We start from the raw sequence: 22,609 nt of genomic DNA, 5'->3' as shown, positions 1-22,609 counted from the left end.
TGGATTCTTACTTTTAATTTTGTCAATATTGCTTGGATATTTTTTAGAGCTGAAAACTTAGATACTGCTATAAGCTTGCTGAAGAGTATGTTTGGGATTGTGTGGGTGGAATTTGATGCAAGGGCGAGATTGATACCACATTTTTTATCAAATATACAAGGCAGAAATGAAACACTTATTTATCTTATCTTAGCCTTTATTGTATGTCTTTGTTTTAAAAATAGCATTGATTTAACACGCGGTTTTAAACCCACAAAAACATATATCATGGCTACCATGTTGCTATTTTGGATACCTGCCATCATGCTGATACTGAATCCATATTCTGAATTTATCTATTTTAATTTTTAAGAGAATCCTTTATAAATTCTTTGGCTTTAGCCTCAAAATATATCAGAAAGGATACAACTATGAACATCTTATCTAAAATGAAATCGCTATTACAAAGTAAAGTAATATACGGCACAAGAGACTATAAAAGATATATAATAATAGTAATCTTTGTGCCTATTCCATTTTTTATATTTTTAGCTATTTTGCTTTATCTTTACGACCCTATGCAAGTATTTCACAAGCCATATTGGCGTGATACTAAATTTTTTAATTATGAGGGACATGCTCGACATGCCGCAAAAGGGGTAATTGATCATTATGATTTTAATTCCATGATACTTGGTTCTTCTATGATGTTTCAGTCATCGGAGCTACAAGCAGATACCATGCTGGGTGGTAAGTGGGTAAATTTTGCTTCAGGTGGTATGGGTATAGGGGAAAAGGCAGAAATCTTAAAATATGCCTTAAAACACAAAGAGATAAAGAAAGTTATCATGGATATAGGTTGGTTTCATGTAACACACAAAAGTAGGACAAATTACCTCTATGACGATATTCAATATAATGATATGCGTTTGTATTTTGATGTAAAGTTTGCATTATGTGCATTGCGTTGGTCGAGCAACCCTAAATGTATTGGCGAGTTTGATACTTATAGACAAGGAATGGTTGGATATAGTTTAGAATCGAATGGTTTGAGCTTTGAGGAAGGAGCTAGAGATTGGCTTAGTAGAAATAATGCGATTGGTCCAAAAGGAACTGGTATTACTGTGGGGCGATTGATAGAATATGAAAAATATCCATTTAATCCCACGCCTTATCCAATCGATGAGGCAAAGAAAAAAAGGCATGAGGAATTTTTGAATTATAATATGCTTGATATTGCTAGAAAATATCCAAATGTAAAGTTTTATTTTATTGTGCCAACATATTCTAGGATAACATATAGATTGCAAAGCGAAGTGCAGGATTTTTATGAATGGCGATGGGTATTAAAATATTTTGTGGAAATGAGTAAGGATATGGATAATGTAAGAATCTATGGCTTTGATGATATGGATTATGCTGATAATCTAGGGAATTACCCTGATAATACACATTATGGAGCTGATATGAATGCCTTGCATATAGAATCTATCGCTAAAGATTTACATATACTTAATATGCAAACTATTGATAGCTACCTTGAGACTACGCAAACAAAAATACAAAATTATGATTTAGAATCTTTGCGCAAGATTTATTTTGAAGTCAATCCAGACAAAAACAACTAGAATCTATAAAGCTAGATTCTGATGAATTATAGTTTTTATATATCAAAAATGTAATAAATTTTTAGAAACAGATTTTCAAATTCCACATGCTTATTTCATAATCCCAATAATATTTGATACTTTTCTAAAAAAGATGATTATTTTTATATATCAAAAATGTAATAAATTTTTAGAATCTTAAAGTTTCCTACGTGGATCAAGTGAGCCATAAATGATTTTACTTGCAGGGTCAATAATAATAGCATTTACATCGCCCATATATTCTGTTTCCATAAGTCTATAACCCATTTTTTTAAGATTCTCTATTGTATCTGCATTTAATAAGAATTTCTCAATATCGATCCTATCTGGTTGCCATTGCATGTGGAATCTTGGTGCTTGTATCGCCTCTGCAATATCCATCTTATAATCAATTATATTTACTATAACTTGAGTGAGTGTGCTTATAATTTTTCCACTACCTGGTGTGCCAAGCACCATAAAAAGTTGCTTATCTTTTAGGATAATCGTAGGACTCATTGAACTTAATGGGCGTTTGTTTGGCATAATTGCGTTATTTTCTCCCTCAATTAATCCATGTCGATTTGGCACACCGGTTTTAATCGCAAAATTTTCCATTTGATCATTGAGCAAAAAGCCATATCCATTTAAGGAAACTGCTGATCCATAACGTTTGTTAAGTGTATAAGTAACACTCACCGCATTTCCCCATTTATCGACAATGGAATAATGTGTTGTATTTGCTCCTTCTTTAAAATTTGCTTTGCTATATGGTTGTTTAATGCTATCTAAGCCTGCTTTGATTGTATTGCTAGGCATTGCATTTTTTGTAATATTGGTAAAAATTTTCTTTGCATATTCCTTACTTGTCAATATATCAAGTGGAATCTTAATAAAATCAGAATCTCCCATAAATGCTGCTCTATCCGCATACGCTTGACGCATAGCTTCTACCATAAGATGAATACTTTGTGAAGAATGAAACCCAAGACTTGCTATATTTGCATTTTCAAGAACATTTAATATCTGTACGATATGCGTCCCGCCACTACTTGGAGGTGGCATGGAAATAATCTCATAGCCACGATATGTCCCATAAATTGGCTTTCTCCATGTTACATTATAATTTTCTAAATCCTGTTTTGTAAGAATGCCCCCATTTTTTTGTATATCCTTTATAAGTGCATTTCCTATTTCACCACGATAAAATGCTTCAGCACCATCTTTTTGCAAAATTCTCAAAGTTTTTGCTAAATCCTTTTGAATCAAAATATCACCATCTTGATATACCGAACCATCTTTTTTTAAGAAATATGCACGAGAGCTTGGGAATTTCATAAAATCTTGTTGTGCTTCCTCCATGGTTTCACTTTGACGTTGTGTAACAATAAAGCCATTTTGTGCAAGTTGTATTGCTGGTTGCAAAAGATTTGCTAAACTTTTTGTTCCATATTTTTCAAGCATGGCACTCATGCCTTTTACCATACCGGGTGTAGCTATCGATAAATAGCCTATTGTAGCAGCATTAGGAATAATATCTTTTTTAGAATCTAAAAACATATCATGCGTTGCTGCAAGTGGAGATTTTTCACGAAAATCAAGTGCGAGATTCTCACCATTGGCAAGATGAATGAGAGCAAATCCACCACCACCGATATTGCCTGCTGCTGGGTGAGTAACGGCTAGAGCATAACCCATTGCCACAGCTGCATCAATGGCATTTCCTCCCTTTTCTAAAACTTGTTGTCCAATAGTCGTCGCATAAGGGCTACTTGAGAGGGCTAATCCAACTCCTTTCGAATCTTTGATAGGGACATAGTTTGCTGCATATATATTGCTCATAAAACAAAAAAATATAAGAAGGGGCATCAAAAAAAACATTTTAGGTTTTACATGATTTGGAGCAGAATTCCAATAAAAATTACATAATTTATGCAAGCTTTCTCCATCTGTATTGATAGAAGTCCTGATAATATGTTTGTATTTTGAAGAATCATCAATATCGATTTGTTCGAGATAAAGTTCGGGAGATTCTACTTTTTGATTGGAAAATACATAGAATGTGGCATACATTAAATATCCTTTTGTAATTATTGCAATACAAAATATTATAGCCTGAAATAGAAATTTACATACATAGTTTTATGATAAATTGTATAAAATTACAAGTCATTTTCTTTTATATCCAACATAAGCTTTTGTATTTTCAAAATACTATGGAAAATTACCTTGAAAGATTGTAATCTCTTATAATATATTTCAAATTTTTTTAAGAAAATACTTTTTTACTTTTCCCAATTATAAATATAGCACGATGAAATGAAATCTTTGATTTTTTGTCTCTTCATATAAGGATTCTTGGTATTTCATTCTGTTGATTATAAATTTTTGCTATAATTGCTCTAATATATTCATACAATCGAGGAAATATGTTAGATTTTTTGACAGAATCTTATAACGGATTCAAAGCATTTCATATTATTTCTGTCATTACTTGGATGGCAGCATTATTTTATCTCCCTAGATTATTTGTCTATCACGCACAACAATATAATAATAAATCATTTACAGACATTGTTGAAATACAAGAAAAAAAGCTCTATTATTACATTGGTTATCCTGCTATGATTGCAACTTTCATAAGTGGTATTTTACTCCTTTTTATAACACCAATGGGAGCATGGTTACACGCAAAGCTTACTCTTGTTGCCTTATTATTTGTATTTCATTTTGCATGTGGATTTTACCGAAAAAAACTTATAGTCTCATTATACAAAAGTGAGATTTTTTTTCGATTTTTTAATGAAGTGCCAACACTCTTAATGATTGGTATCGTAATCTTTGCAGTAGTGAAACCTTTTTAAGCATATTTATTAATTTAATAAGGAGAACAATGATTTTACTTGATGGAAAATCTTTAGCACAAGAAATGCAAGAAAGTATTGCGACAGAAGTTCAACAACTCTCTACACATGGAATAATCCCGAGCCTTGCTGTTATTCTTGTTGGAAACGATCCTGCAAGTCAAACCTATGTAAATATGAAAGCAAGAGCATGCAAGCAAGTGGGTATTACTTCAATCCTGCATGAAATGCCAAAGAATATTACACAACAAGATTTAATAACAATGATTGAGAATCTCAATCAAAACGATAAACTTGATGGAATTTTAGTCCAACTCCCTCTACCAAAACATATTGATACTTATGAAATATTGGAATCTGTATGCCCTCAAAAAGATGTGGATGGATTCCATACGCAAAATAGCGGGAAACTCTTTAGCGGCGTAAAAGGCTTTGTTCCAGCAACTCCACTTGGAATCATGACACTTTTAAAACATTACAATATAGAATTACAGGGCAAAAATGTATGTATTATAGGTGCAAGCAATATTGTTGGTAAGCCTCTTGGGGCACTTATGTTAAATAAAAATGCAACAATCAGTATATGCCATATCCATACACAAAATATACAATTTTATACAAAAAATGCAGATATTATTTGCGTTGCTGTTGGCAAACCAAACCTCATTACAAAAGATATGGTAAAAGAAGGTGCAATAATTATTGATATAGGCATTACGCGTTTAGAAAGTGGAAAAATAGTTGGCGATGTGGATTTTGCTCATGTTGCTCCAATATGTTCATATATTACTCCTGTTCCAGGTGGAGTAGGACCAATGACGATTGTATCGCTTTTGCGAAACACACTAGAAAGTACAAAAAATCGTTTAAATAGATAATCAGATTGTTGCAATTTTATGCGTAAAAAGTTGGTTGGCAAAATGTTGTGAGTTGTTTATTAAGAAGAAAAATTTATCATGTTTTGAACCCAATAGCAATAAGTCATTTTCTCACTATCGATAAATTATATTTATTAGCAGACATCATGTGCTTAGTCATACTAATCCTTAATGAATGGCTACAAAATGCCTTAAGAGAGTTTGAGAATTTTCTCTTCTTAAAAAATACGATACTCCTTAAAGCCTAGCGAAGAAGCTTTAAAAACATCAAAAAATACTGACATCTAAAATGACTTTATGTTTATTGCTTACGATACTTTAAAATTATTGCACAAGTAGATTTAACAAACACTGTTTATAGGATTCTAAATCACTTTGTGAGTATGCCTCAAATCGTGTAACAAGCGTTGGTGTCGTATTACTTGCCCTTATAAGCCCCCAACCATTCTCAAATATCACACGCACACCATCAATATCAATTACATCTTTAATTTTTGGAAAATCTTTTGGGACTTGTGAATCTGTATGTAAACCTTTTTGAGATTCCCAAATAACATCAAGTTTGCATTTTAGATTCTTAATGCTTTCAAATTTTTTATCTTCGGTCGTGAGAATCTTTTCTTCATTTGTGTTGTATGTTTTTGGTAAAGCGAGTAGAGATTTTTCGAGTTTAGAGATTGGGTTATTGTTGCCATCTTCTTTTTCTTTATAAAGAAGTTCTAAGATTCGAAATCCTGCATAAATCGCATCATCATAACCAAAATATCTATCATTAAAAAAGATATGTCCGCTCATTTCACACGCAAGGTCTGCATGAAGTTCTTTCAATTTTACCTTTAAGTTACTATGTCCGGTTTTATACATGACGCTACTGCCAATCTTATTAATTTCATCATACATAATTTGAGAACATTTCACTTCCCCAATTACAATGGGATTTTTCTTTGTTTTTGCAATATCTCGTGCAAAAAGTATTGCCAATTCATCGCCTTTAAAATTATGATTTGGTGAAACAAGTGCTACTCTATCAGCATCGCCATCATAGGCAATTCCAATAGAAATATGATTCTCCTGCAAAGTGCGTTTCAAATCAACCAAATTTTTTTCTTCGCTTGGATCTGGGTGATGATTTGGAAAAGTGCCATCTGGCTCAAAAAAAAGATTGATTGTATCTAATTGCAGATTCTCTAAAATTTGTTTTAATGCAAGGCTAGCAACACCATTTCCACAATCAAAAACAATTTTTTCACTCCAACCTTTTAAGAAATAAAATTCTTTAGAAATAAAATCAATATAATCTTGCAAAACATCAATCTTTCTAGGTTCTTTCTTGTGAGATTCTATATCAGGTGTACGAATATCAAGTGTATCCATTTCCTTACCAAGATTTTGAATCTCATTGCCATAAAAAGGGGATTGATTAATTGTAATTTTAAAACCGTTATATTGTGGAGGATTATGTGAGCCTGTAATCATCACAGAGTTTTTAATATCAGTATGAAATGTGGAAAAATATGCCACAGGGGTTGGTATCATACCTAAATTATATACCTCAACACCATGCAACATAAGTCCCAAACCAAGCCACTCAAAAAGTATTGGGCTATGCGTTCTTGCATCATAACCGATAGCTACCTTATTATCATGCTTCTTTATATAATTACCAAGCAAATAACCAATTTTTATCACCTTTTCTTTATTTAAATCTTCCTCAAAAATCCCCCGAATATCATACTCACGGAAAATAGACATAGAATCTCCTTATGAAATAGAATTTTCCATTATAACACAAAACGCACAATACGCCAAATCTGGCTCATTCGTAATAAAAGTTATAAAAATATCAAAAAACCACAAGAAATATTCCAAATATATAGAATCTAAAAATCTAACCTTTTATATCTAAAATATGCTTTTCTGGCTTCATTAACATTTCATCTTCGGTGATGATTTTTTTTTCTTGTTTCTTCTTCACTGCTATACTATTTTTTTGCATTTCTTCTGTAAGATTTTCTTGAAAGTTTTTACCCTCTTCATCTTCCAACTCCTCTTCATTTTCATTCTCATCTTCAAATTCTCGCTTCCCGTTACCCTCTCTATCTTCAAGTTTATGTGTCTCCTCTGTTGGTCTTACCTCCTCAATCTTTTGCATTTGTTCATTAAATAAAGCATGATTAAGCGGAGTTTGATGTGTCATATTATTTGCTTGCAAAGCTGATGTTGCACTACTTGCTTGATTGATATAGGTTACATTTCCAATAGAGTTCAATGCCATATTTTGCTCCTTATGAAAGATTTAAGTGCAATTTACTTTCCTTTGAATATACTACATTTGAGCCTTGTATTATTTTTACAAATTTCCGCTTTGTGTAGTCTATCACAATTTTACCATTATTTATTCCACAAAGTCTAGCAAGAAGTGTTCCTGCGTATTCCAATATCGGAAAATCTACTTTACTTGCGTGAATAATCAAATGTGATGATGGTATATTAAGAATATGCAACCAAATAAAATCTGCTTTTGAATCTTTCAACAATTTAATATTTTCTTGTGCATTTCGTCCCATACTAATGCGGATTCCGTCAATATAGAAAGTTTCATAGTATTTTTTTGCTTCCTTTTTTCTCCCTTTTTGCTTTTGTTGTAAAATATGAAGTTCATCTAGATTTGCATGTCCAACATAGGTGAGTTGATTTTTTAAAAATGTGATTTTAGATTCTAAATTTTCTTTTTGTATATTACTATGGAGAATTTTTTGTTGTATTTTTTTTGCTTGTTTAAAAAGCTTATCACTTACAAGACTCATTTTGCATTCTTTGGGGATTTCATAGGAAATATCATTAACTATGATTTGTGTGCTGTATATTGGAATAGAATCTAAGTGCATGAGAATATAATTTGCAAGCATAATTTTTTCTTCCCTCTGTTTTTTTAACTCAACAATATTGGGGAAAGATTTAACAAGGGCTTCTAGCTTCTTAAGTTTATTGTGCAGGGAATACACAAGAATCTTGCGACACTCCTCTAATTTTATCTTTTGCATATTCTCATAATTTTGCAAGAGTTTTTCTTTTATATCTGCGAGATTACCATCAATCAGGATTTTTGTAAAACATGGTTGAAGCACAGGTGTAAATGAAATTTTGGGTGCAATTATTCTCTCTGTGTTAGAAAATCTCAATGCGGATATAATAATATTATTTTGCACAAGAATGACATTTGTATTCCGATTTATCATTTCTATATGTAAATTAATAAGCATACTTTTATACTTATTTTTGATTTCGCACTGCAAAATTAAAATTTTATTCATACCATCAAGCCTACAAGACTTTAAGTTTGCCTTATAAATATATTTGCTTAAAGCAATATCAAAGGGTGCGTTATAGATTTTTTTCCTTAATGGGTTTTGTAAGATATAAACTTGGGGACTACTTTTATTCAAATCAATACAATAATTTACACAATCAAGTCGTAATAAAATACTATTATCATCTAAACGCATTATATGCGTAATAACTTTATGAAAAGAAAAAAGATTCGCAATATCATGTAATTCTTGCAATCGCATATTTATCTCCTTTCTTTCATATCATCGAATATAATTGAAAACAGAAATAGTCTGCTTATATTAAATTAAAGTATTAATAAAACATATATTTATAAAGCTTATTTTTAAATATACTACTTCAATCATTTTACTTGAAAATTTAGCATAATGCCATTACGCAAAATATTTGCATTATAGTTATCTGTTATCATAATATATTGGGCTTGATTTGTGATTTGAATTTTATAGTTATCTGTTGCGTTTGTTAACATTACAGAATCAATTACATCCATATTTGCATCAAAAATCAAAATTTTTGGATACCATTTAACGCCACTCTCTCTTGGTGCAATATTTAACACACCAATATCATTTAATGTAAGCCAATATTTTCCATTAATTTTACTTAATTCGCTTTCTCCTTGTTTCACAATATCAGCATTAACAAGAGAAGATTGTCTCAAACTCACATCATAAATCCAATGTAATGGTGAATCCCGCGTAACATTAACAATGCGGTATCCACGTTTAGATAAATTATTGATCACAACAACTGGATCAATGTTTGATTCTGTATTTAACATATAAGTCAATGAAATTCTATCGTGATCTTTTTTCGCTTGTGAAGTATAAAAATAAGAATATCCCATACTTGTCAAAAGATTGCTGGTTGCATAGCTCAAAAACATAAAACTTGGCAATGAGTCGGTTTGGATGCCCGCAAAATTGATGCGAAAACTAATTGAAATATCGCTAGGTTTTGAAAGTTTTAATGACAATAATCCATTATTTTTTAGTGTAGAAATAATCTTTGAAACATTAAGATTTCCATTGTCATAAAAATTTTTTTCATTACTAAAAATCTTTTTAATAAAATTTTCATTTGTTTGATAGGTATTTTGTGGTATCAAGGTTTGAATTTTTTGTTGTAAGGTCTGACTATAACAAAAAAAACCTAATGAAAAAAACCATTGGCATAGAAGCATTCTATATAAAAAGATTCTCATTATTTGCTCCCAAATGTCTTGTATTCTTTTTGCGTAATAGTTTTAAAACCACTTTTTGGAGTATAAAGAAGATACATCACAGATGCTTGATTGTATTCAATTTTCTCGCCATCAATCTCAAGCGTTAAAATCCCATTGCCAAAATGAAATGCAGTAGGATTATAAAGCTCCATTGTAACCGCCTTAGCAGAATATTTATCCCCCTTTTTCTTTGTAATTGTATCTGTCCATGCAAACCAAACATCTTTTTTGGGGATAACAGTAAGGTGATATACATCGAATTGATTTTTTGCCACATTATTTTGTAGCTCCTTAACATAAGAAGTATCCGAGAGAGTTTGAGAATCTTTGTCTTGATGCGTTGTCTTATCTCTATTCAGACTTTCATCTTTTTGCGTATCTTGTAACATATTTTCATCATCTTTGAGTGCTTCCTGAAGAGAAATTTTGGGATATGTGCGTAAATCCTTTTCTATATTCTCTTTTTGTATATTATTATCTTGTGTAATCTTACTTGAATGTGAATTTGTTACAACACTAAGAAAATAAACCACAATCACAACCAGCAAAATACCAATAATACCAGAAGTAATAACAACTTTTGATCGCAAGGAGTATTGTGTTTTTGGAGTGCTAATCTCTATATTAATTCCACTGAGTTTTTGCTTATTTCTTTTCTGTTCTTTTTCTTTTACAATATTGCTTTTATATATTTTTGATTCTCTATCGTTATTTTGTCTCTTATTGCTTTCATCTTTAGAATCTTGTTGTATTTCATCATGTTTTTCTAAATGGCTTACCAAGGATTCATTGAATGTATCTTCTGTTTTTGCAATCTGAGTGTTTTCTTGTACTGTTGTATTTGTCTGTATTACAGTTTGATTCAAAGTAAAATCTTGCGTATTCCCATGACTTTTATAATAATCATATTCTTGCACCCAATCATCTAAATTTAAATGCAAATCTCGTTCTAAAATCTTAATAAATCCATGTGCCCGTGTTGGATCAATGTTGTCAAAATTCTTATTAATAATATCTTGCAATCGCTCCACAGAAATTCTTGTTTTATTTCGTATATCCTGAAGATTCATATTTTTTAATTTTTCAAAATCTGTCATAGTATCCCTTTTATATTGCTTGTTTTATCGTTGTATTCTATCAATAAGAATCCCTGTCGCCACGCTTACATTCAATGAATCAAAATTGTTGTGCATTGGAATATGCAATACAATATCCATTTTCTGTAAGAGCTTCTGTTTTAAGCCTCTATCCTCACTACCAATAAACAAAGCCCATTTTTGCAAGGATTCTCTAGAAAAATGTGCAGAATCTGGCATAAGCCCTGTTCCTAAAAGCGTAAAGCCTCTCATTTTTGCTTGATTGGCAAATTCTAAACTTGTCACACAAAAACCTAATGGCATTTGCAATAAAGCTCCACTACTTGCACGAAATATTCCCTCTAATATTTGCAAGGATGGATAATCTCTATCACAGAGCAAAACCCCACAAACCCCTAAAGCATAGGCTGTGCGAACAATTGAACCAATATTTCCCATATCGGTTAAACCACTTAAAACAACAAGAGTATGACAATCGAGTATATCTTTAGTTGAAAGCAATGGTATTTCTTGAATCTTTGCGAACATACCCTGATGATTTCTGCCATGTGCCATAGCTTGAGCTTTTTTATTATCAATTCGGAAAATAGGGACATGTAACTGTTGTAATCGCCTAAATATATCCTTGTTTAATTCTTTTGATAAATAAATTTCTTTAATTTGTTTTGGTGCTTTACATAAAACATATTCAAAACATTGTTTCCCAAAAATTATCATCGCCCTTAAACCCTAGATTCTAAGTAAAGTAATATACCATAAGAAAACTATAAAGTTACTAAAATTTTATCAAGAAATATAAAATTTTTTATTTTTTTTATAATAACTCCAACTTGAATAAAAATTATTACATTAGCTTTCAAACTTATAGTATTCAACACTTAAATTCTTATATCAATTATAATTTTAAAGGTGAGGTAAAAAGTAAAAATTTTAATCTTAATTTAGATAGCAATGATTGGAAGTAAATTGCAAAAAAACACTTATAAGCTTAATCGTAAGGTCATTATCTAAAATTATTATTTGTGTTAATGTCAAATTTTGTTATAATTACAGAAATCTAAAATACAAACAAAGGAAATGTAATGAAATGTATCATTTGCAATAGCGACAATGTGGGTTATTATTTTACGACAGAGTTTGAAGGTGAAGTGGCAAAGCTTTTGGATAAATCCATATATCACAATTGTAAAGAATGCGTTTTTACATTTTCTAAGACACTTTTTGAAATGGATTATGAGGCTTGGAGCAAGCTCAATCTCGATACGCATACTTATTGGGAGCTTATGTCAAAGAATAATTTGGATTATAGACTAAATACTATTGGCACAAATCAGCCTCCATATCTCGCACAAGCTGATATGGTGAATTTGATGATAAAAAATGGCATTATAGATTCTACTGCGGATTCCACCGCCTCTACTATCTCTGCTATGGGGGGGGGGGGCGAGTAGCCCCTCATAATCAAGATTCCCTAACTCGTGTGGATATGATTGACTATGCCGGCGGGATTGGCTCACTTGCGAGAATCTTGAAGCACTACTACCACATTCATTTACCTGTCTTTGAAAAATATATGGATAGCTTGTTTCAAGATGGCATTGTAAGCTATGTCAAAGAGCAGGATTTAGCACGATATAGCGTAGTTTTTAATAGTGCGATGTTTGAGCATATTACCAAAAGAGAGCATTTGGAGCATATCAATTCATTGGTCAAAGACGATGGTATGCTTATCATTCACACGCTAGTGAGGCAAAATATCCCCAAAAATCCAAAATGGTTTTATATCAATCCCGTGCATTGTGCATTCCATACCAACGACTCTATGCAGATTCTTATGCAACAATGGGGATATACACACTCCCTCTACTCACCAATCTCAAAATCATGGGTATGGTTTAAGAGGGATAATAAAAATGTCAAGAATGGCACTCTTCCGCAATTCGTGGATAAAATCAATTATGAATTACAAATGAAATATCTCTATTTCAAAGAAGGCTTTGTGGATTATTGGGTGGATTAGAATCTTAACGCATAATAAGTAAGTATATTATTAGAAATGTAATAGTTGGTATAATAGCTTTGTAGAATCTAGAATAGTGTATTTTACAACTCCATCTTGCCTTGATGTTATAAAATTCCGCTAAACTATAAATACAACAAAAACTCTGCCCATAAAAACTAAATGGTAGTTTTATAACATCTTAATAAAAATCTTTTAAGACACTACAATTCAAACACACTCACTAAAAATTAAACGCATATCCCAATTGTAGCATATATGTCCGTAAATGCGATTCTCCCACACGATCACTTCTGTAATTTTGACTCAGTATAGGAATCTTCGCACCAAATGTTATAGTATTATGATGCCCTATATTAAACTGCATACCTATGTTAAATGGTAAAGCAAAGTAACTACCAAATCCGTCGCTTCGTGATTCTGACACCGGGGCATTGATCGTGTTTCTGCTAATATTAAAAGCGGGTGTTAACCCCTGAAATCCAAGCCCTAGACCAGCATACACACCAAAAAAATCAGTAAAATTATAGAAAAATCCACATTTGCTAACAATAAATGCTGTGTGTGTTGTATCTACATCTATATTATCTCTTAAGTATTTCATCGCAAATAACTCAAAATCAAAATCTCTATTGTGTTAGATAAAAAAGAAACTGAAAGTTATAATAAAGAGTTTATAATTTTTATTGTAGATTTTATATTACATATTCTAAATACTGTCATATTAAAAATGAGTTAGCGAATTTTAAGTGTTATGAGTGCTACAATATTACTTAAAATTGCAATAATCCAGAATCGAACAATAATTTTATTTTCCGCCCAACCTTTTGCTTCAAAATGATGATGAATAGGTGCCATGAGAAAAATACGTTTTTGACGCAACTTATAACTGCCAATTTGTAAAATTACAGAAATTGTTTCAATGACAAAAATTGACCCCATAAGAATCAGTAGAATTTCATTTTTAGAAATAATTGCACAGAATGCAATAAATCCACCAAGTGCTAAGCTTCCACTATCTCCCATAAAAACTTGTGCCGGGTGGCAGTTATACCACAAAAAGCCAAATAATGCTCCAATCATTGCTAATATTAACACCATAATTTCACCAGAATCTACAATATGAGGCCATAAAAGATATTTTGCTATTTCAATATTTCCTCCAACATATACAAATATACTTAAACTTGTTAGCACACAAATACTAGGAATGGTAGCTAAGCCATCAAGTCCATCTGTTACATTCACAGCGTTAGTGGTAGAAAGAAAAACAAGCACCCAAAACGCAATGATGAGAATAGGCATTTTGCTAAGCTCAAAAAGGGGATTTTTTGCTATTGGAACATAAAAATCTGTTGATAACCCATTTTTATAGAGACAAAAACTTATAAAAATTGCCACACAAGCCAATAAGAGAAACTTAACACGGGAACTCATTCCCGCATTCTTTTTTGCAGAAATTTTCATGTAATCATCACGTGCACCAATTAGCATAAAAAGTGTAAGACACGCGAGTCCAATATGCACATAAGAATTATCGAGCTTTGCGGTTAAAAGGCTAGCAATAACAGCTGAAAAAACAAACACTAAACCACCCATAGTTGGGGTATCCTTCTTGTTTGCATGTGCTTTGATAGAGTCTGAAATTGGCTGACTTGCTTTTTTTGCTTTTGCCCAAGCAACAAAATGTGGCATGAGAAAAACACAAAGTAAAAATGCAATAAAAAAAGCTACACCGGCACGAAAAGTAATATATTTCAAAATCGCAACATTAGATAATCCATGTGCATAGAGTTCATAGAGCATTAACAACCTTTATAAAAAATTATTGAAGTTTTTTGTTATTCATATCTTGAATTAAAATTTTTTTATTCAATCTAGTATTCAATGATTTTATGCTTGTTTCATTTCAAGATTCTACAAAGACAATGCAATTCTAATCATAATTTTATATCAATATTCATTTGATTGCGAAAGTTACACAATCAAATTCAAATAATATTTTATATTTTAAGAATCCATATTTTACAATTTTTTGTTGATTTGTTGTATGGAATATTTACAATTTTTAATATTTTTTATGCAATAGCTCTTTTTATTGTGTTTCTAATTAGTATAGAAAATATACTTTATAAAATTATATTATAATATTTTTGATCAATATATTTTAGAATAGTGTTCTTCTAAAGTGTATTTAATGTATTGAGATGAGAATAGATAAATATTGATTATAAAAGGAATAAAAATGCTTAATTGGCATGATGGTTATTATACAGATTTGGCGGTTTATGATACTTATACACAAGAAATTTCTCCGCTACTGATTGATTTCAATCTCACTTTAGCTGGATATAGTACAGATAAAAATAATAAAATTGGAGCAAAAAAAAAATTTTCTTATCTTGAGTTAGGTTTTGGTAGGGGTACAAGTTTGAATGCACATGCAGCAACAAGCGAAGGTTTTTTTGTTGGGACAGATTTTAACCCAAAACATGCATTAATCGCACAAGAATATGGATATAAAAGTAAAGCGAATATGAGAATCTATGATGATAGTTTTCTTGAAATTGAGAAACGATTAGACGAATTAGCACATACATATCAAATCTACCGGGACTCAGATTCTAATAATTTTTCAATCAACACAAATGCCACAAAGTTTTCTCATGATAACAAACATTGTAAACAGGATTCTAACCTTAAAAATACTACTATATGCGAGGAATTAAAATTTGACTATATTGTTTTGCATGGAGTATTCTCATGGGTTAATAAAAGCAATCAAGAAGTTCTCTTGCGTATTATTTATAAATTTCTTAAAGTTGGGGGTATTGTTTATAATAGCTATAATTGTCATCCGGGTTGGTCGCCAAAAACTCCTGCTAGACATATATTTAGTCTCTATAATCAATATACTTATGGCACTCCGGCAGAAAAAATTACAAATTGCTTAGATTTCTTTGATGATATGTTAGAATGTGAACCTATGTTTGCCAAATTAAATCCACAAAATAAAAAACTGATTGCAGAGCTTAAACAAATGGCATTAACGCAAAAAGAATATATTGCACATGAATATCTTAATGCCGATTGGGAAGTATTTTATTTTAGTGATATGGCAAAAATGATGGGAAATGTAAAATGTGATTTTCTTTGCACGGGGAAGATTCTGGAGCATTTTGATGATTTTCATATTACAGAACAAGGAGTAGTGTTTTTAAATGGCATTCCCAATCACATAATGCGTGAGCAAGTAAAAGATTATTTTACTAATAAACAATTCCGCATGGATCTGTATGCTCGCGGTGCAACAACTATTCCTATCCATCAAGCACGTGAAAAAATCCTTAATACAGAGTTTATGCTTTTGCGTCCAATACATGAATTTGATTATAAGGTCAATACCGCACGCGGCGAGGTTAATCTCATGCGAGAACGTTACGATATGATATTTGAAATTTTAATGAGTGAGAATTTTCATCCAAAAAGTATGCGTGAGATTATAGAATCTAGCCAACTCCATTTTACTCATGCCCTTAGTGCGATTGTGGTGCTTATTCAAGAGGAGATGGTATTTATAGCACAGGATCTAAGTGAAAAGATTTTAGAACAATCACGAAAATATAACACATATTTATTTGAACAACAAGCAAATATTGCCTCATCTATTTATGTTATTGCCCCACGTATAGGCAGAATGATTGTTGTCTCTGAAACAGAGCAATTATTTATTCAAGCGTATATTGAAAAATTTGGTTATTGGATTACTATGCACGGAAATGAAATTGTAGAGTGTGATTCTAAAACAAAATCTCAAGAGAATAATATTGCTGTAAAAAATGGTAATGGTGTAGATTCTCATATTAAAAAAACACAAGAATTAGAATCTTATTTGGCACAATATGTTTCTACTATTTTTCAATCACAAGGAAGAAAACATGTTAAAGACGGAAAGGTGATAGAAGGCAAAGAAGAAAATGAACAAGAAGTTATCCGTTTGGCACATAATTTTGTTACAAATAAGCTTGTGCTATATCGTGCTTTAGGGATTTGTTAGATTGTATGATTGTAAATTCCTAAACTATTTTTTAAGGATACCGCTTATCAATTTATGATATTAATCTTAAAATTTGTTGCATGACTTTCTCATTTTCAACTATAAAAATAGTTAGAAATCTTTATAAAAGTTTTTGGAAAAATCGAAAAATGGTTTTGTTATATATTTTTTATTTTTGGTAAAACTTGGGAAAAAATTGAAAAAACAATATATTTTTCTTAAAATTTAATAAAAAATGGTATAATTATATAATTCCAAAAATATTAAAAAGGGTCAACATGAATAAGATTGTGTTATCAATGGCTGTTCTAGGTGTAAGTGGTTTTGTTTTTGCGAGCGATCCAGCAGGAATTATTGCAAAACAATGCAAAACTTGTCATGGTGCGAAAATGGAAAAATCCTATTTGAATAAAACTGCTGTTGTCAGTAATTTAACTGAAGAAGAAATCAAAAAAGATTTACTTGAATACAAAGCAGGGACTCTCAATCGCTATAAAATGGGTGCACAAATGAAAGCACAAACTGCAAAATTAACTGACGCTGACATTGAAGCATTGGCGAAATATATTCCAACTCTTAAATAAATTGATAGGGGGTTAGTCGCAGTTTTGCTAGATTCTGCGATAACTCATCATTTCTATTTTTGATATATTAAAATCTGCTTTCTAATTTTTAGATTCTCCTACTTTTTGTTTCTTGCTATATTTCGACTTCATGATATTTCCATAATAGACAAATAAGCAGAACAATACTTTTCTACATTTTTATGTTTTTTAGTTTTTAGTGATTGTTCCTAATATTTTGATATATTTATATGAAATAGATTTTTGACTATAAATACTTTGATTTTTTAGAATCCAATATTTTCTATTCTATACAGAACAAAAATATTGCTCTCCTATCTATATCATTTACAATATTATTTCAGCTCTTTTTTAAATATCTCAAAGCAGCTTACCCATTAATTAATTCTTAATTTTGTAATATTGCTTTCTTGTCTCTCAAACTACAATCATACAAAGAACCAAAAGCTTTTTATATGATTCTACAAATAAGAGTAAAAGGACTTTCAAACTATCTGTTATTCAATACTATTTATTTTCATTTTGTGAAAGAAAAAGCAGAGAAACAGAATTGACACAATGTCTTACATTCTTATTTGTAAAACCCTCACCATAAAATACATGCCCTAAGTGTGCTTCACATTTTGCACATACAATTTCTATGCGAATGCCGTCTTTGTCTGGAATCTGCCTTACATTATTATTAATCTGTCCATCAAAACTTGGCCAACCACAATGTCCCCTAAACTTAGAATCTGAACAATAAAGCTCATTCCCACAATTTTTACATACATAGATTCCGTTTTCAAAAAAATCATTATATTCTCCACTAAATGGAGGTTCTGTCCCTTTTTCAAAGAGAATATATTTTTCAAAATCACTAAGATTTTTATTTGGCATATTTTTTCCTTTTTCTTTTGTATCATCAAAGAGATTCTATAATTTTTTATATTTAGTATTTCATTCTCAAATGTAGCATCAGAAATATTTACTAAATTTGCAAATAACCCCATGAAAAATAAAAATATTTACTTACACTTACATTATACATTATTTTTTTAATAATGTATATGGGTTTTTATTGCTTTAAATATTCATGGAATCAATATGAACTTTATCATGGCAAAAACTTTTAATGTAATCTTTCATAATTTTATAAATAAATACATAAAAATGGAATCTTTTTTGCTGGTAAGAAAGGTAAGACTTTAAGTCTTTCTTGTTTTGTTGTTTATAATCTCTCTTTGAGATTATAAATACCTAACTTTCTCTCATAATTTATTAAGACATTTTTAAAAACTAAAAGCAAATCTCAAGCAAAATACCATAAACAACAAAAACATGTAAAAAATATACTATAATACTTTATTACTTCAGATTTACTAAAAAGAGGTTTCATGGCTAAAACTACTCCAAAACAAACAACACAATCACACAATAAAAAAACCAAAACAAATACAAAAAATACTAAGAAACAAAAACAACCCGATACATTACCTCAAGAAAATCTCCAACCAATCAGTAATATTGTCGCAAATATGGAAACTCAAAATGCCCAAACTCAAATTGAAGAAAATTCTATTTATCAAAGAAATCTTCATGCCTTAAGCTATCGTGATCCTCTTTTATTCTATAATCTTATGCAGATTCAAACAAATACAAAATATGAAGTTTTTATGGGAAATGATAGTGCAAATTTTAATATTGTTGAAATTGCTAATCAAACACCACTTTATCAAAACGACCCATTGCAAGAAAATCTTGAGCGGTTAAACCAATATGAAGTTTATCGCTATTATCCATACCTTTATAGTTATGGATTAGGAAATGGAATCTTGTATCGCATGATGCTTGGAAGCGAGATTCTGAAGCGAATCGTAGTTATTGAGCCAGAACTTGAGATTATTTACATTGTATTAAATCTCATTGATCTTAGTGATGAAATATATAGTAATCGCATGATTTTACTGCATTCTCCACAATGCAACTACCACATGATTAATTCACTTTTTGATATGGATAAATTCTCAAAAGTCTATTCAAAGGTTTATGATCTCCTTATTCCAAATAGTTACTATGAAAAATATAGCGAAGAGATTATTCGTGTAAATAAAGACTTTGTGCAAGCAATCGAGCATAATGTAATTAGCGTTGGTAATGACACAAAAGATGCGATAATTGGTATCAAGCAACATATTGAAAATATGAAATATTCATTGTTTGCACCATCTCTTGTAGAAGTTCATAATAAATTAAAAGGGAGAGACACCGCCATTATCGTTTCTACTGGACCCAGTTTATACAAACAATTAGAACAATTAAAAGAAATTGCCCCTTATGCAACTTTATTTTGCATTGACGCAAGTTTTCCTATTCTTTATCAACACGGAATCAAGCCTGATATTGTCTTTTCATTAGAACGCGTAAAAGAAAGTGCTAAATTCTATACAGATACTCCAGAGGAAGCTCAAGAGGGCGTAATTTTCTCACTTACATCAATAGTGCATGAGGACACTATTCATGCAATCACAAAAGGTATTAAGCAATTTAGCTTCCGTCCATTTGGCTATACAACTTTATTTAATCTTTATGAATATGGTTATCTTGGTATTGGTATGAGTGCTGCAAATATGGCGTATGAACTTGTGGTGCATTCACAATTTAAACGATGTATTATCATCGGGCAAGATTTAGCATTTGGTGAAGATGGTAGCTCTCATTCAAAAGGTGCTGTGTATGGAGAAAATGAAATAAAGCCAAAAGAAGAAAAAATGTTTGTAGAAAAATATGGCGGTGGAGGTGTAGTTGAGACAACAGAGATATGGAAACTTTTTTTGGGATTCTATGAAAAAGATATTGCAAACACACCCTATAAAATCGAAGTTATTAATGCCACAGAGGGCGGGGCTCGTATTCGTGGAACGATTGAGATGCCCTTCAAAGAAGCTTGTGCTCTCATTCCAAAAGTTAAAAAAAAGCAATTAAAGCTAAAAGCCCCAAGCAAAGCAGTCGCACGAAAAAATTTTGCACAAGTCATTGAAATTTGTCAAAATTGGATTGATTACGGTGAAACACAACAAAATCAAATCGAAGAAGTATTTTCAGAACTCATGCAATTTCTCCAAACAATAGAAAAACTCAATAAAGAAAATCGCCTTGAAGAATTTGACTTTGCTCAAATGGATAAACTCATCGATGAAATTGATGGATTAAAAGATATGTTTAACTCTCGTGTTTTCCATGATTATTTTACAGATGCGGTCCAATCATATATTTTTCATCAAGAACTTGATATTGCCCAACTCCTTGTGCGTCCTATCAAGAATGATGACGACAAGAAAGCAAAAGAACTCGAATGGCTTTATTGTCATCGTTATTGGCTTTTTAGTCTTGCGGGTGGGATTGATACCGTTGTAACTGTTATTCGTCGTGCGTTAAAATTCTTAACAGGTGCAGAATATGAGAGCGAAAGGGATAAAAAAATAGCACAAGAAAAATTAGAATCTAAAAAATCTTAATCTTTATCACAATAGCTCATCATAAGAAGGAATGATATGTCAATCAATGTCATTTTCTATTTTATAGGCATCATAACATTATCTTTCTATACACTATATGCACAAGAAAAGCATATTAATTCCCAATTACAAATTGACTATCACGCAATGATTGAAAAGCGAGAAAAATTCTTTTTGGAATCTTTGGCACAAAAATATGATTCTACAAAAATACGCATAACAGCAGAAAAATTACCCTATATTGATTTCTGTTCCTACCCACCAGATAGAAGTCTGCCCTATGGTGCGTTAGAGAATGGGAGATTTAAGGGAGAAAAAATTACAGATTTACCCTTTGCATGTAATCAAAATAGTGGTGCAAAAAAGTTTTTTATCAAAGATTCTAATATTTCTCAAGCATATTATATAATGAGATTCTCGTTGCGTTGGCTCTCTGCACTTGATGAGAATCTTCCTCCAACAAATACAAGTCACTTTTTCTCTATCAATCACAATAATCCAAAAAAGCGAGGTGAGATTCACTACATTTGGCAGTATTATGATAATATACAGCATACTTATCAAACATTTCTTCATCAAATTACCCAAAATCCACAGAGATTATGGATAATTTACAACGCTCAATTACAAAAATATACGATTATTTTTGACACAAAAGGCAAGGATACTGAAGTGATTGTGCAGTATCTTCATATGGAGAAGATTTAAGATATTGATTTCTCTATAAGTTATAAAGATTCTGAAAATTTCAAAAAATAAAAGGTAGAGAATAATGACAAAGCAACTTGCAAATCTCGTTAAAATAGCAAAGCAAAAGCTTGATACACAAGAAAAACTACTCATTCGGAATCAAACTTTGATTATGCGTAAAAAAAGTGATATAGATTCTATCAATGCTACCATTGCCTCTACCCCATTGCCATCATCAGGGAGCTTTAATGCCTATCAGAATCAAAAGGCAGCCATACAAGCTCACCTCTATGAGATAGAGGAGATTCAAGGACAAATCGCATTATTACGACAAGAACAAGAACATATCAAAGCCGAAATAAGAATCGCTCATATCGAACATGAAAAAATGCTTCATCTCTATAATAAAGCAAAAGATGAAGAAAAAATAGAGCTAAACAAAAAAGAGGTAAAAAAACTTGATGAAACCACACTCATGCTTCATATACGACAAAAAATAATGCAAAAGTAATATTTTCTTACATTGAATGTTTGTATGTATTGATACTATTTTATTATAATAATTTCACAGAAATTTATAAAAAACATTACTAAAAACTCCAACCAAAAACAACCCCACAACAACAATCAAAACATAAATAATTCGATATAGATTCAAAGAATATTTCTTATAAAATATTAAATATTTTAATTTTTTTAAAAAAAATCATCACATGTTACTTTTCTATCACATTGC

The 22,609-nt window shown here is 31.0% G+C and carries 20 protein-coding genes and 1 pseudogene; 11 read left to right on the top strand and 10 right to left on the bottom strand.

Annotated elements, in window-relative coordinates:
* Positions 1-351 (top strand): annotated as a pseudogene (locus tag CQA53_RS12395) (MBOAT family O-acyltransferase); the annotation flags it as partial.
* A 59-nt stretch (positions 352-410) separates the two neighbouring features.
* Positions 411-1,607: a hypothetical protein gene (locus tag CQA53_RS09155; RefSeq protein ID WP_115543699.1), complete on the top strand. Its 1,197-nt coding sequence runs from the start codon at positions 411-413 to the stop codon at positions 1,605-1,607.
* A 177-nt stretch (positions 1,608-1,784) separates the two neighbouring features.
* On the opposite strand, the gene ggt is transcribed toward CQA53_RS09155, so the two are convergent.
* Positions 1,785-3,488, bottom strand: a complete 1,704-nt coding sequence (gene ggt / locus CQA53_RS09150) for a gamma-glutamyltransferase (protein WP_407918851.1) — start codon at positions 3,486-3,488, stop codon at positions 1,785-1,787.
* A gap of 548 nt (positions 3,489-4,036) precedes the next feature.
* Here ggt and hemJ point away from each other — a divergent pair.
* Together hemJ and folD are read left to right on the top strand one after the other, a co-directional pair.
* Entirely contained in the window at positions 4,037-4,471 is a 435-nt protein-coding gene (gene hemJ, locus CQA53_RS09145) for a protoporphyrinogen oxidase HemJ (protein WP_115543698.1), read from the top strand.
* Positions 4,472-4,500: 29 nt separating this feature from the next.
* On the top strand, positions 4,501-5,349 hold the full coding sequence (gene folD / locus CQA53_RS09140; protein ID WP_115543697.1) for a bifunctional methylenetetrahydrofolate dehydrogenase/methenyltetrahydrofolate cyclohydrolase FolD: 849 nt from the start codon (positions 4,501-4,503) through the stop codon (positions 5,347-5,349).
* Positions 5,350-5,673: 324 nt separating this feature from the next.
* Here folD and CQA53_RS09135 read toward each other — a convergent pair whose 3' ends face one another.
* The 6 genes from CQA53_RS09135 to rlmB all read right to left on the bottom strand — a co-directional run bounded on the left by CQA53_RS09135 (position 5,674) and on the right by rlmB (position 11,742).
* Positions 5,674-7,101 (bottom strand): phosphomannomutase/phosphoglucomutase, encoded by a 1,428-nt coding sequence (locus CQA53_RS09135; protein WP_115543696.1) that lies wholly within the window; start codon positions 7,099-7,101, stop codon positions 5,674-5,676.
* A 136-nt stretch (positions 7,102-7,237) separates the two neighbouring features.
* Positions 7,238-7,624, bottom strand: coding sequence for a hypothetical protein (locus CQA53_RS09130; RefSeq protein ID WP_115543695.1), 387 nt, complete (start codon positions 7,622-7,624; stop codon positions 7,238-7,240).
* A gap of 10 nt (positions 7,625-7,634) precedes the next feature.
* The gene (locus CQA53_RS09125; protein WP_115543694.1) at positions 7,635-8,921 is read right to left on the bottom strand and encodes a DUF814 domain-containing protein; all 1,287 of its coding nucleotides are present in this window, start codon (positions 8,919-8,921) and stop codon (positions 7,635-7,637) included.
* Between the two features lie 122 nt (positions 8,922-9,043).
* Complete coding sequence (locus CQA53_RS09120) at positions 9,044-9,907, bottom strand: hypothetical protein (protein ID WP_245945831.1); 864 nt, start codon at positions 9,905-9,907, stop codon at positions 9,044-9,046.
* Complete coding sequence (locus CQA53_RS09115) at positions 9,907-11,025, bottom strand: hypothetical protein (protein ID WP_115543693.1); 1,119 nt, start codon at positions 11,023-11,025, stop codon at positions 9,907-9,909. Before CQA53_RS09115 ends, CQA53_RS09120 begins: the two co-directional genes overlap by 1 nt.
* Positions 11,026-11,049: 24 nt before the next feature.
* The gene (rlmB, locus tag CQA53_RS09110; RefSeq protein WP_115543692.1) at positions 11,050-11,742 is read right to left on the bottom strand and encodes a 23S rRNA (guanosine(2251)-2'-O)-methyltransferase RlmB; all 693 of its coding nucleotides are present in this window, start codon (positions 11,740-11,742) and stop codon (positions 11,050-11,052) included.
* A gap of 365 nt (positions 11,743-12,107) precedes the next feature.
* Between rlmB and CQA53_RS09105 the strand changes: the two genes are divergently transcribed.
* Together CQA53_RS09105 and CQA53_RS09100 are read left to right on the top strand one after the other, a co-directional pair.
* Positions 12,108-12,476, top strand: a complete 369-nt coding sequence (locus CQA53_RS09105; RefSeq protein ID WP_115543691.1) for a hypothetical protein — start codon at positions 12,108-12,110, stop codon at positions 12,474-12,476.
* Positions 12,477-12,511: 35 nt separating this feature from the next.
* Positions 12,512-13,045 (top strand): methyltransferase domain-containing protein, encoded by a 534-nt coding sequence (locus CQA53_RS09100; protein ID WP_115543690.1) that lies wholly within the window; start codon positions 12,512-12,514, stop codon positions 13,043-13,045.
* A 223-nt stretch (positions 13,046-13,268) separates the two neighbouring features.
* On the opposite strand, the gene CQA53_RS09095 is transcribed toward CQA53_RS09100, so the two are convergent.
* Both CQA53_RS09095 and mraY read right to left on the bottom strand, forming a co-directional pair.
* The gene (locus CQA53_RS09095; RefSeq protein ID WP_115543689.1) at positions 13,269-13,649 is read right to left on the bottom strand and encodes an outer membrane beta-barrel protein; all 381 of its coding nucleotides are present in this window, start codon (positions 13,647-13,649) and stop codon (positions 13,269-13,271) included.
* Positions 13,650-13,780: 131 nt separating this feature from the next.
* Complete coding sequence (gene mraY, locus CQA53_RS09090; protein ID WP_115543688.1) at positions 13,781-14,851, bottom strand: phospho-N-acetylmuramoyl-pentapeptide-transferase; 1,071 nt, start codon at positions 14,849-14,851, stop codon at positions 13,781-13,783.
* 439 nt (positions 14,852-15,290) lie between these two features.
* On the opposite strand from mraY, the gene CQA53_RS09085 reads away from it, so the two are divergent.
* Together CQA53_RS09085 and CQA53_RS09080 are read left to right on the top strand one after the other, a co-directional pair.
* Complete coding sequence (locus tag CQA53_RS09085; RefSeq protein WP_115543687.1) at positions 15,291-17,102, top strand: methyltransferase regulatory domain-containing protein; 1,812 nt, start codon at positions 15,291-15,293, stop codon at positions 17,100-17,102.
* 278 nt (positions 17,103-17,380) lie between these two features.
* Complete coding sequence (locus tag CQA53_RS09080) at positions 17,381-17,686, top strand: c-type cytochrome (protein WP_115543686.1); 306 nt, start codon at positions 17,381-17,383, stop codon at positions 17,684-17,686.
* A 507-nt stretch (positions 17,687-18,193) separates the two neighbouring features.
* Here CQA53_RS09080 and CQA53_RS09075 read toward each other — a convergent pair.
* Positions 18,194-18,565 (bottom strand): methionine-R-sulfoxide reductase, encoded by a 372-nt coding sequence (locus tag CQA53_RS09075; RefSeq protein WP_115543685.1) that lies wholly within the window; start codon positions 18,563-18,565, stop codon positions 18,194-18,196.
* Between the two features lie 638 nt (positions 18,566-19,203).
* Here CQA53_RS09075 and CQA53_RS09070 point away from each other — a divergent pair.
* The 3 genes from CQA53_RS09070 to CQA53_RS09060 all read left to right on the top strand — a co-directional run bounded on the left by CQA53_RS09070 (position 19,204) and on the right by CQA53_RS09060 (position 22,384).
* Positions 19,204-21,183: a motility associated factor glycosyltransferase family protein gene (locus CQA53_RS09070; protein WP_115543700.1), complete on the top strand. Its 1,980-nt coding sequence runs from the start codon at positions 19,204-19,206 to the stop codon at positions 21,181-21,183.
* Between the two features lie 36 nt (positions 21,184-21,219).
* Complete coding sequence (locus tag CQA53_RS09065) at positions 21,220-21,891, top strand: hypothetical protein (RefSeq protein ID WP_115543684.1); 672 nt, start codon at positions 21,220-21,222, stop codon at positions 21,889-21,891.
* Positions 21,892-21,955: 64 nt separating this feature from the next.
* Positions 21,956-22,384, top strand: coding sequence for a flagellar export protein FliJ (locus CQA53_RS09060; RefSeq protein ID WP_115543683.1), 429 nt, complete (start codon positions 21,956-21,958; stop codon positions 22,382-22,384).
* Positions 22,385-22,609: the final 225 nt, after the last annotated feature.

This window comes from Helicobacter didelphidarum (assembly GCF_003364195.1).
Lineage (GTDB): Bacteria > Campylobacterota > Campylobacteria > Campylobacterales > Helicobacteraceae > Helicobacter_A > Helicobacter_A didelphidarum.
Note: the sequence above shows the minus strand (reverse complement) of the source record. Positions and strands in the feature narration are given on the sequence as shown.

Coding starts and splice junctions, on each gene's coding strand:
- CQA53_RS09105 (WP_115543691.1), top strand. CDS start 12,108: ATGAAATGTATCATTTGCAATAGCGACAATGTGGGTTATTATTTTACG.
- CQA53_RS09135 (WP_115543696.1), bottom strand. CDS start 7,101: ATGTCTATTTTCCGTGAGTATGATATTCGGGGGATTTTTGAGGAAGAT.
- CQA53_RS09095 (WP_115543689.1), bottom strand. CDS start 13,649: ATGAAATACTTAAGAGATAATATAGATGTAGATACAACACACACAGCA.
- CQA53_RS09060 (WP_115543683.1), top strand. CDS start 21,956: ATGACAAAGCAACTTGCAAATCTCGTTAAAATAGCAAAGCAAAAGCTT.
- folD (WP_115543697.1), top strand. CDS start 4,501: ATGATTTTACTTGATGGAAAATCTTTAGCACAAGAAATGCAAGAAAGT.
- CQA53_RS09130 (WP_115543695.1), bottom strand. CDS start 7,624: ATGGCATTGAACTCTATTGGAAATGTAACCTATATCAATCAAGCAAGT.
- CQA53_RS09125 (WP_115543694.1), bottom strand. CDS start 8,921: ATGCGATTGCAAGAATTACATGATATTGCGAATCTTTTTTCTTTTCAT.
- CQA53_RS09065 (WP_115543684.1), top strand. CDS start 21,220: ATGTCAATCAATGTCATTTTCTATTTTATAGGCATCATAACATTATCT.
- hemJ (WP_115543698.1), top strand. CDS start 4,037: ATGTTAGATTTTTTGACAGAATCTTATAACGGATTCAAAGCATTTCAT.
- rlmB (WP_115543692.1), bottom strand. CDS start 11,742: ATGATAATTTTTGGGAAACAATGTTTTGAATATGTTTTATGTAAAGCA.
- CQA53_RS09085 (WP_115543687.1), top strand. CDS start 15,291: ATGCTTAATTGGCATGATGGTTATTATACAGATTTGGCGGTTTATGAT.
- CQA53_RS09070 (WP_115543700.1), top strand. CDS start 19,204: ATGGAAACTCAAAATGCCCAAACTCAAATTGAAGAAAATTCTATTTAT.
- CQA53_RS09100 (WP_115543690.1), top strand. CDS start 12,512: ATGATTGACTATGCCGGCGGGATTGGCTCACTTGCGAGAATCTTGAAG.
- CQA53_RS09080 (WP_115543686.1), top strand. CDS start 17,381: ATGAATAAGATTGTGTTATCAATGGCTGTTCTAGGTGTAAGTGGTTTT.
- CQA53_RS09155 (WP_115543699.1), top strand. CDS start 411: ATGAACATCTTATCTAAAATGAAATCGCTATTACAAAGTAAAGTAATA.
- CQA53_RS09120 (WP_245945831.1), bottom strand. CDS start 9,907: ATGAGAATCTTTTTATATAGAATGCTTCTATGCCAATGGTTTTTTTCA.
- ggt (WP_407918851.1), bottom strand. CDS start 3,488: ATGTTTTTTTTGATGCCCCTTCTTATATTTTTTTGTTTTATGAGCAAT.
- CQA53_RS09075 (WP_115543685.1), bottom strand. CDS start 18,565: ATGCCAAATAAAAATCTTAGTGATTTTGAAAAATATATTCTCTTTGAA.
- CQA53_RS09115 (WP_115543693.1), bottom strand. CDS start 11,025: ATGACAGATTTTGAAAAATTAAAAAATATGAATCTTCAGGATATACGA.
- mraY (WP_115543688.1), bottom strand. CDS start 14,851: ATGCTCTATGAACTCTATGCACATGGATTATCTAATGTTGCGATTTTG.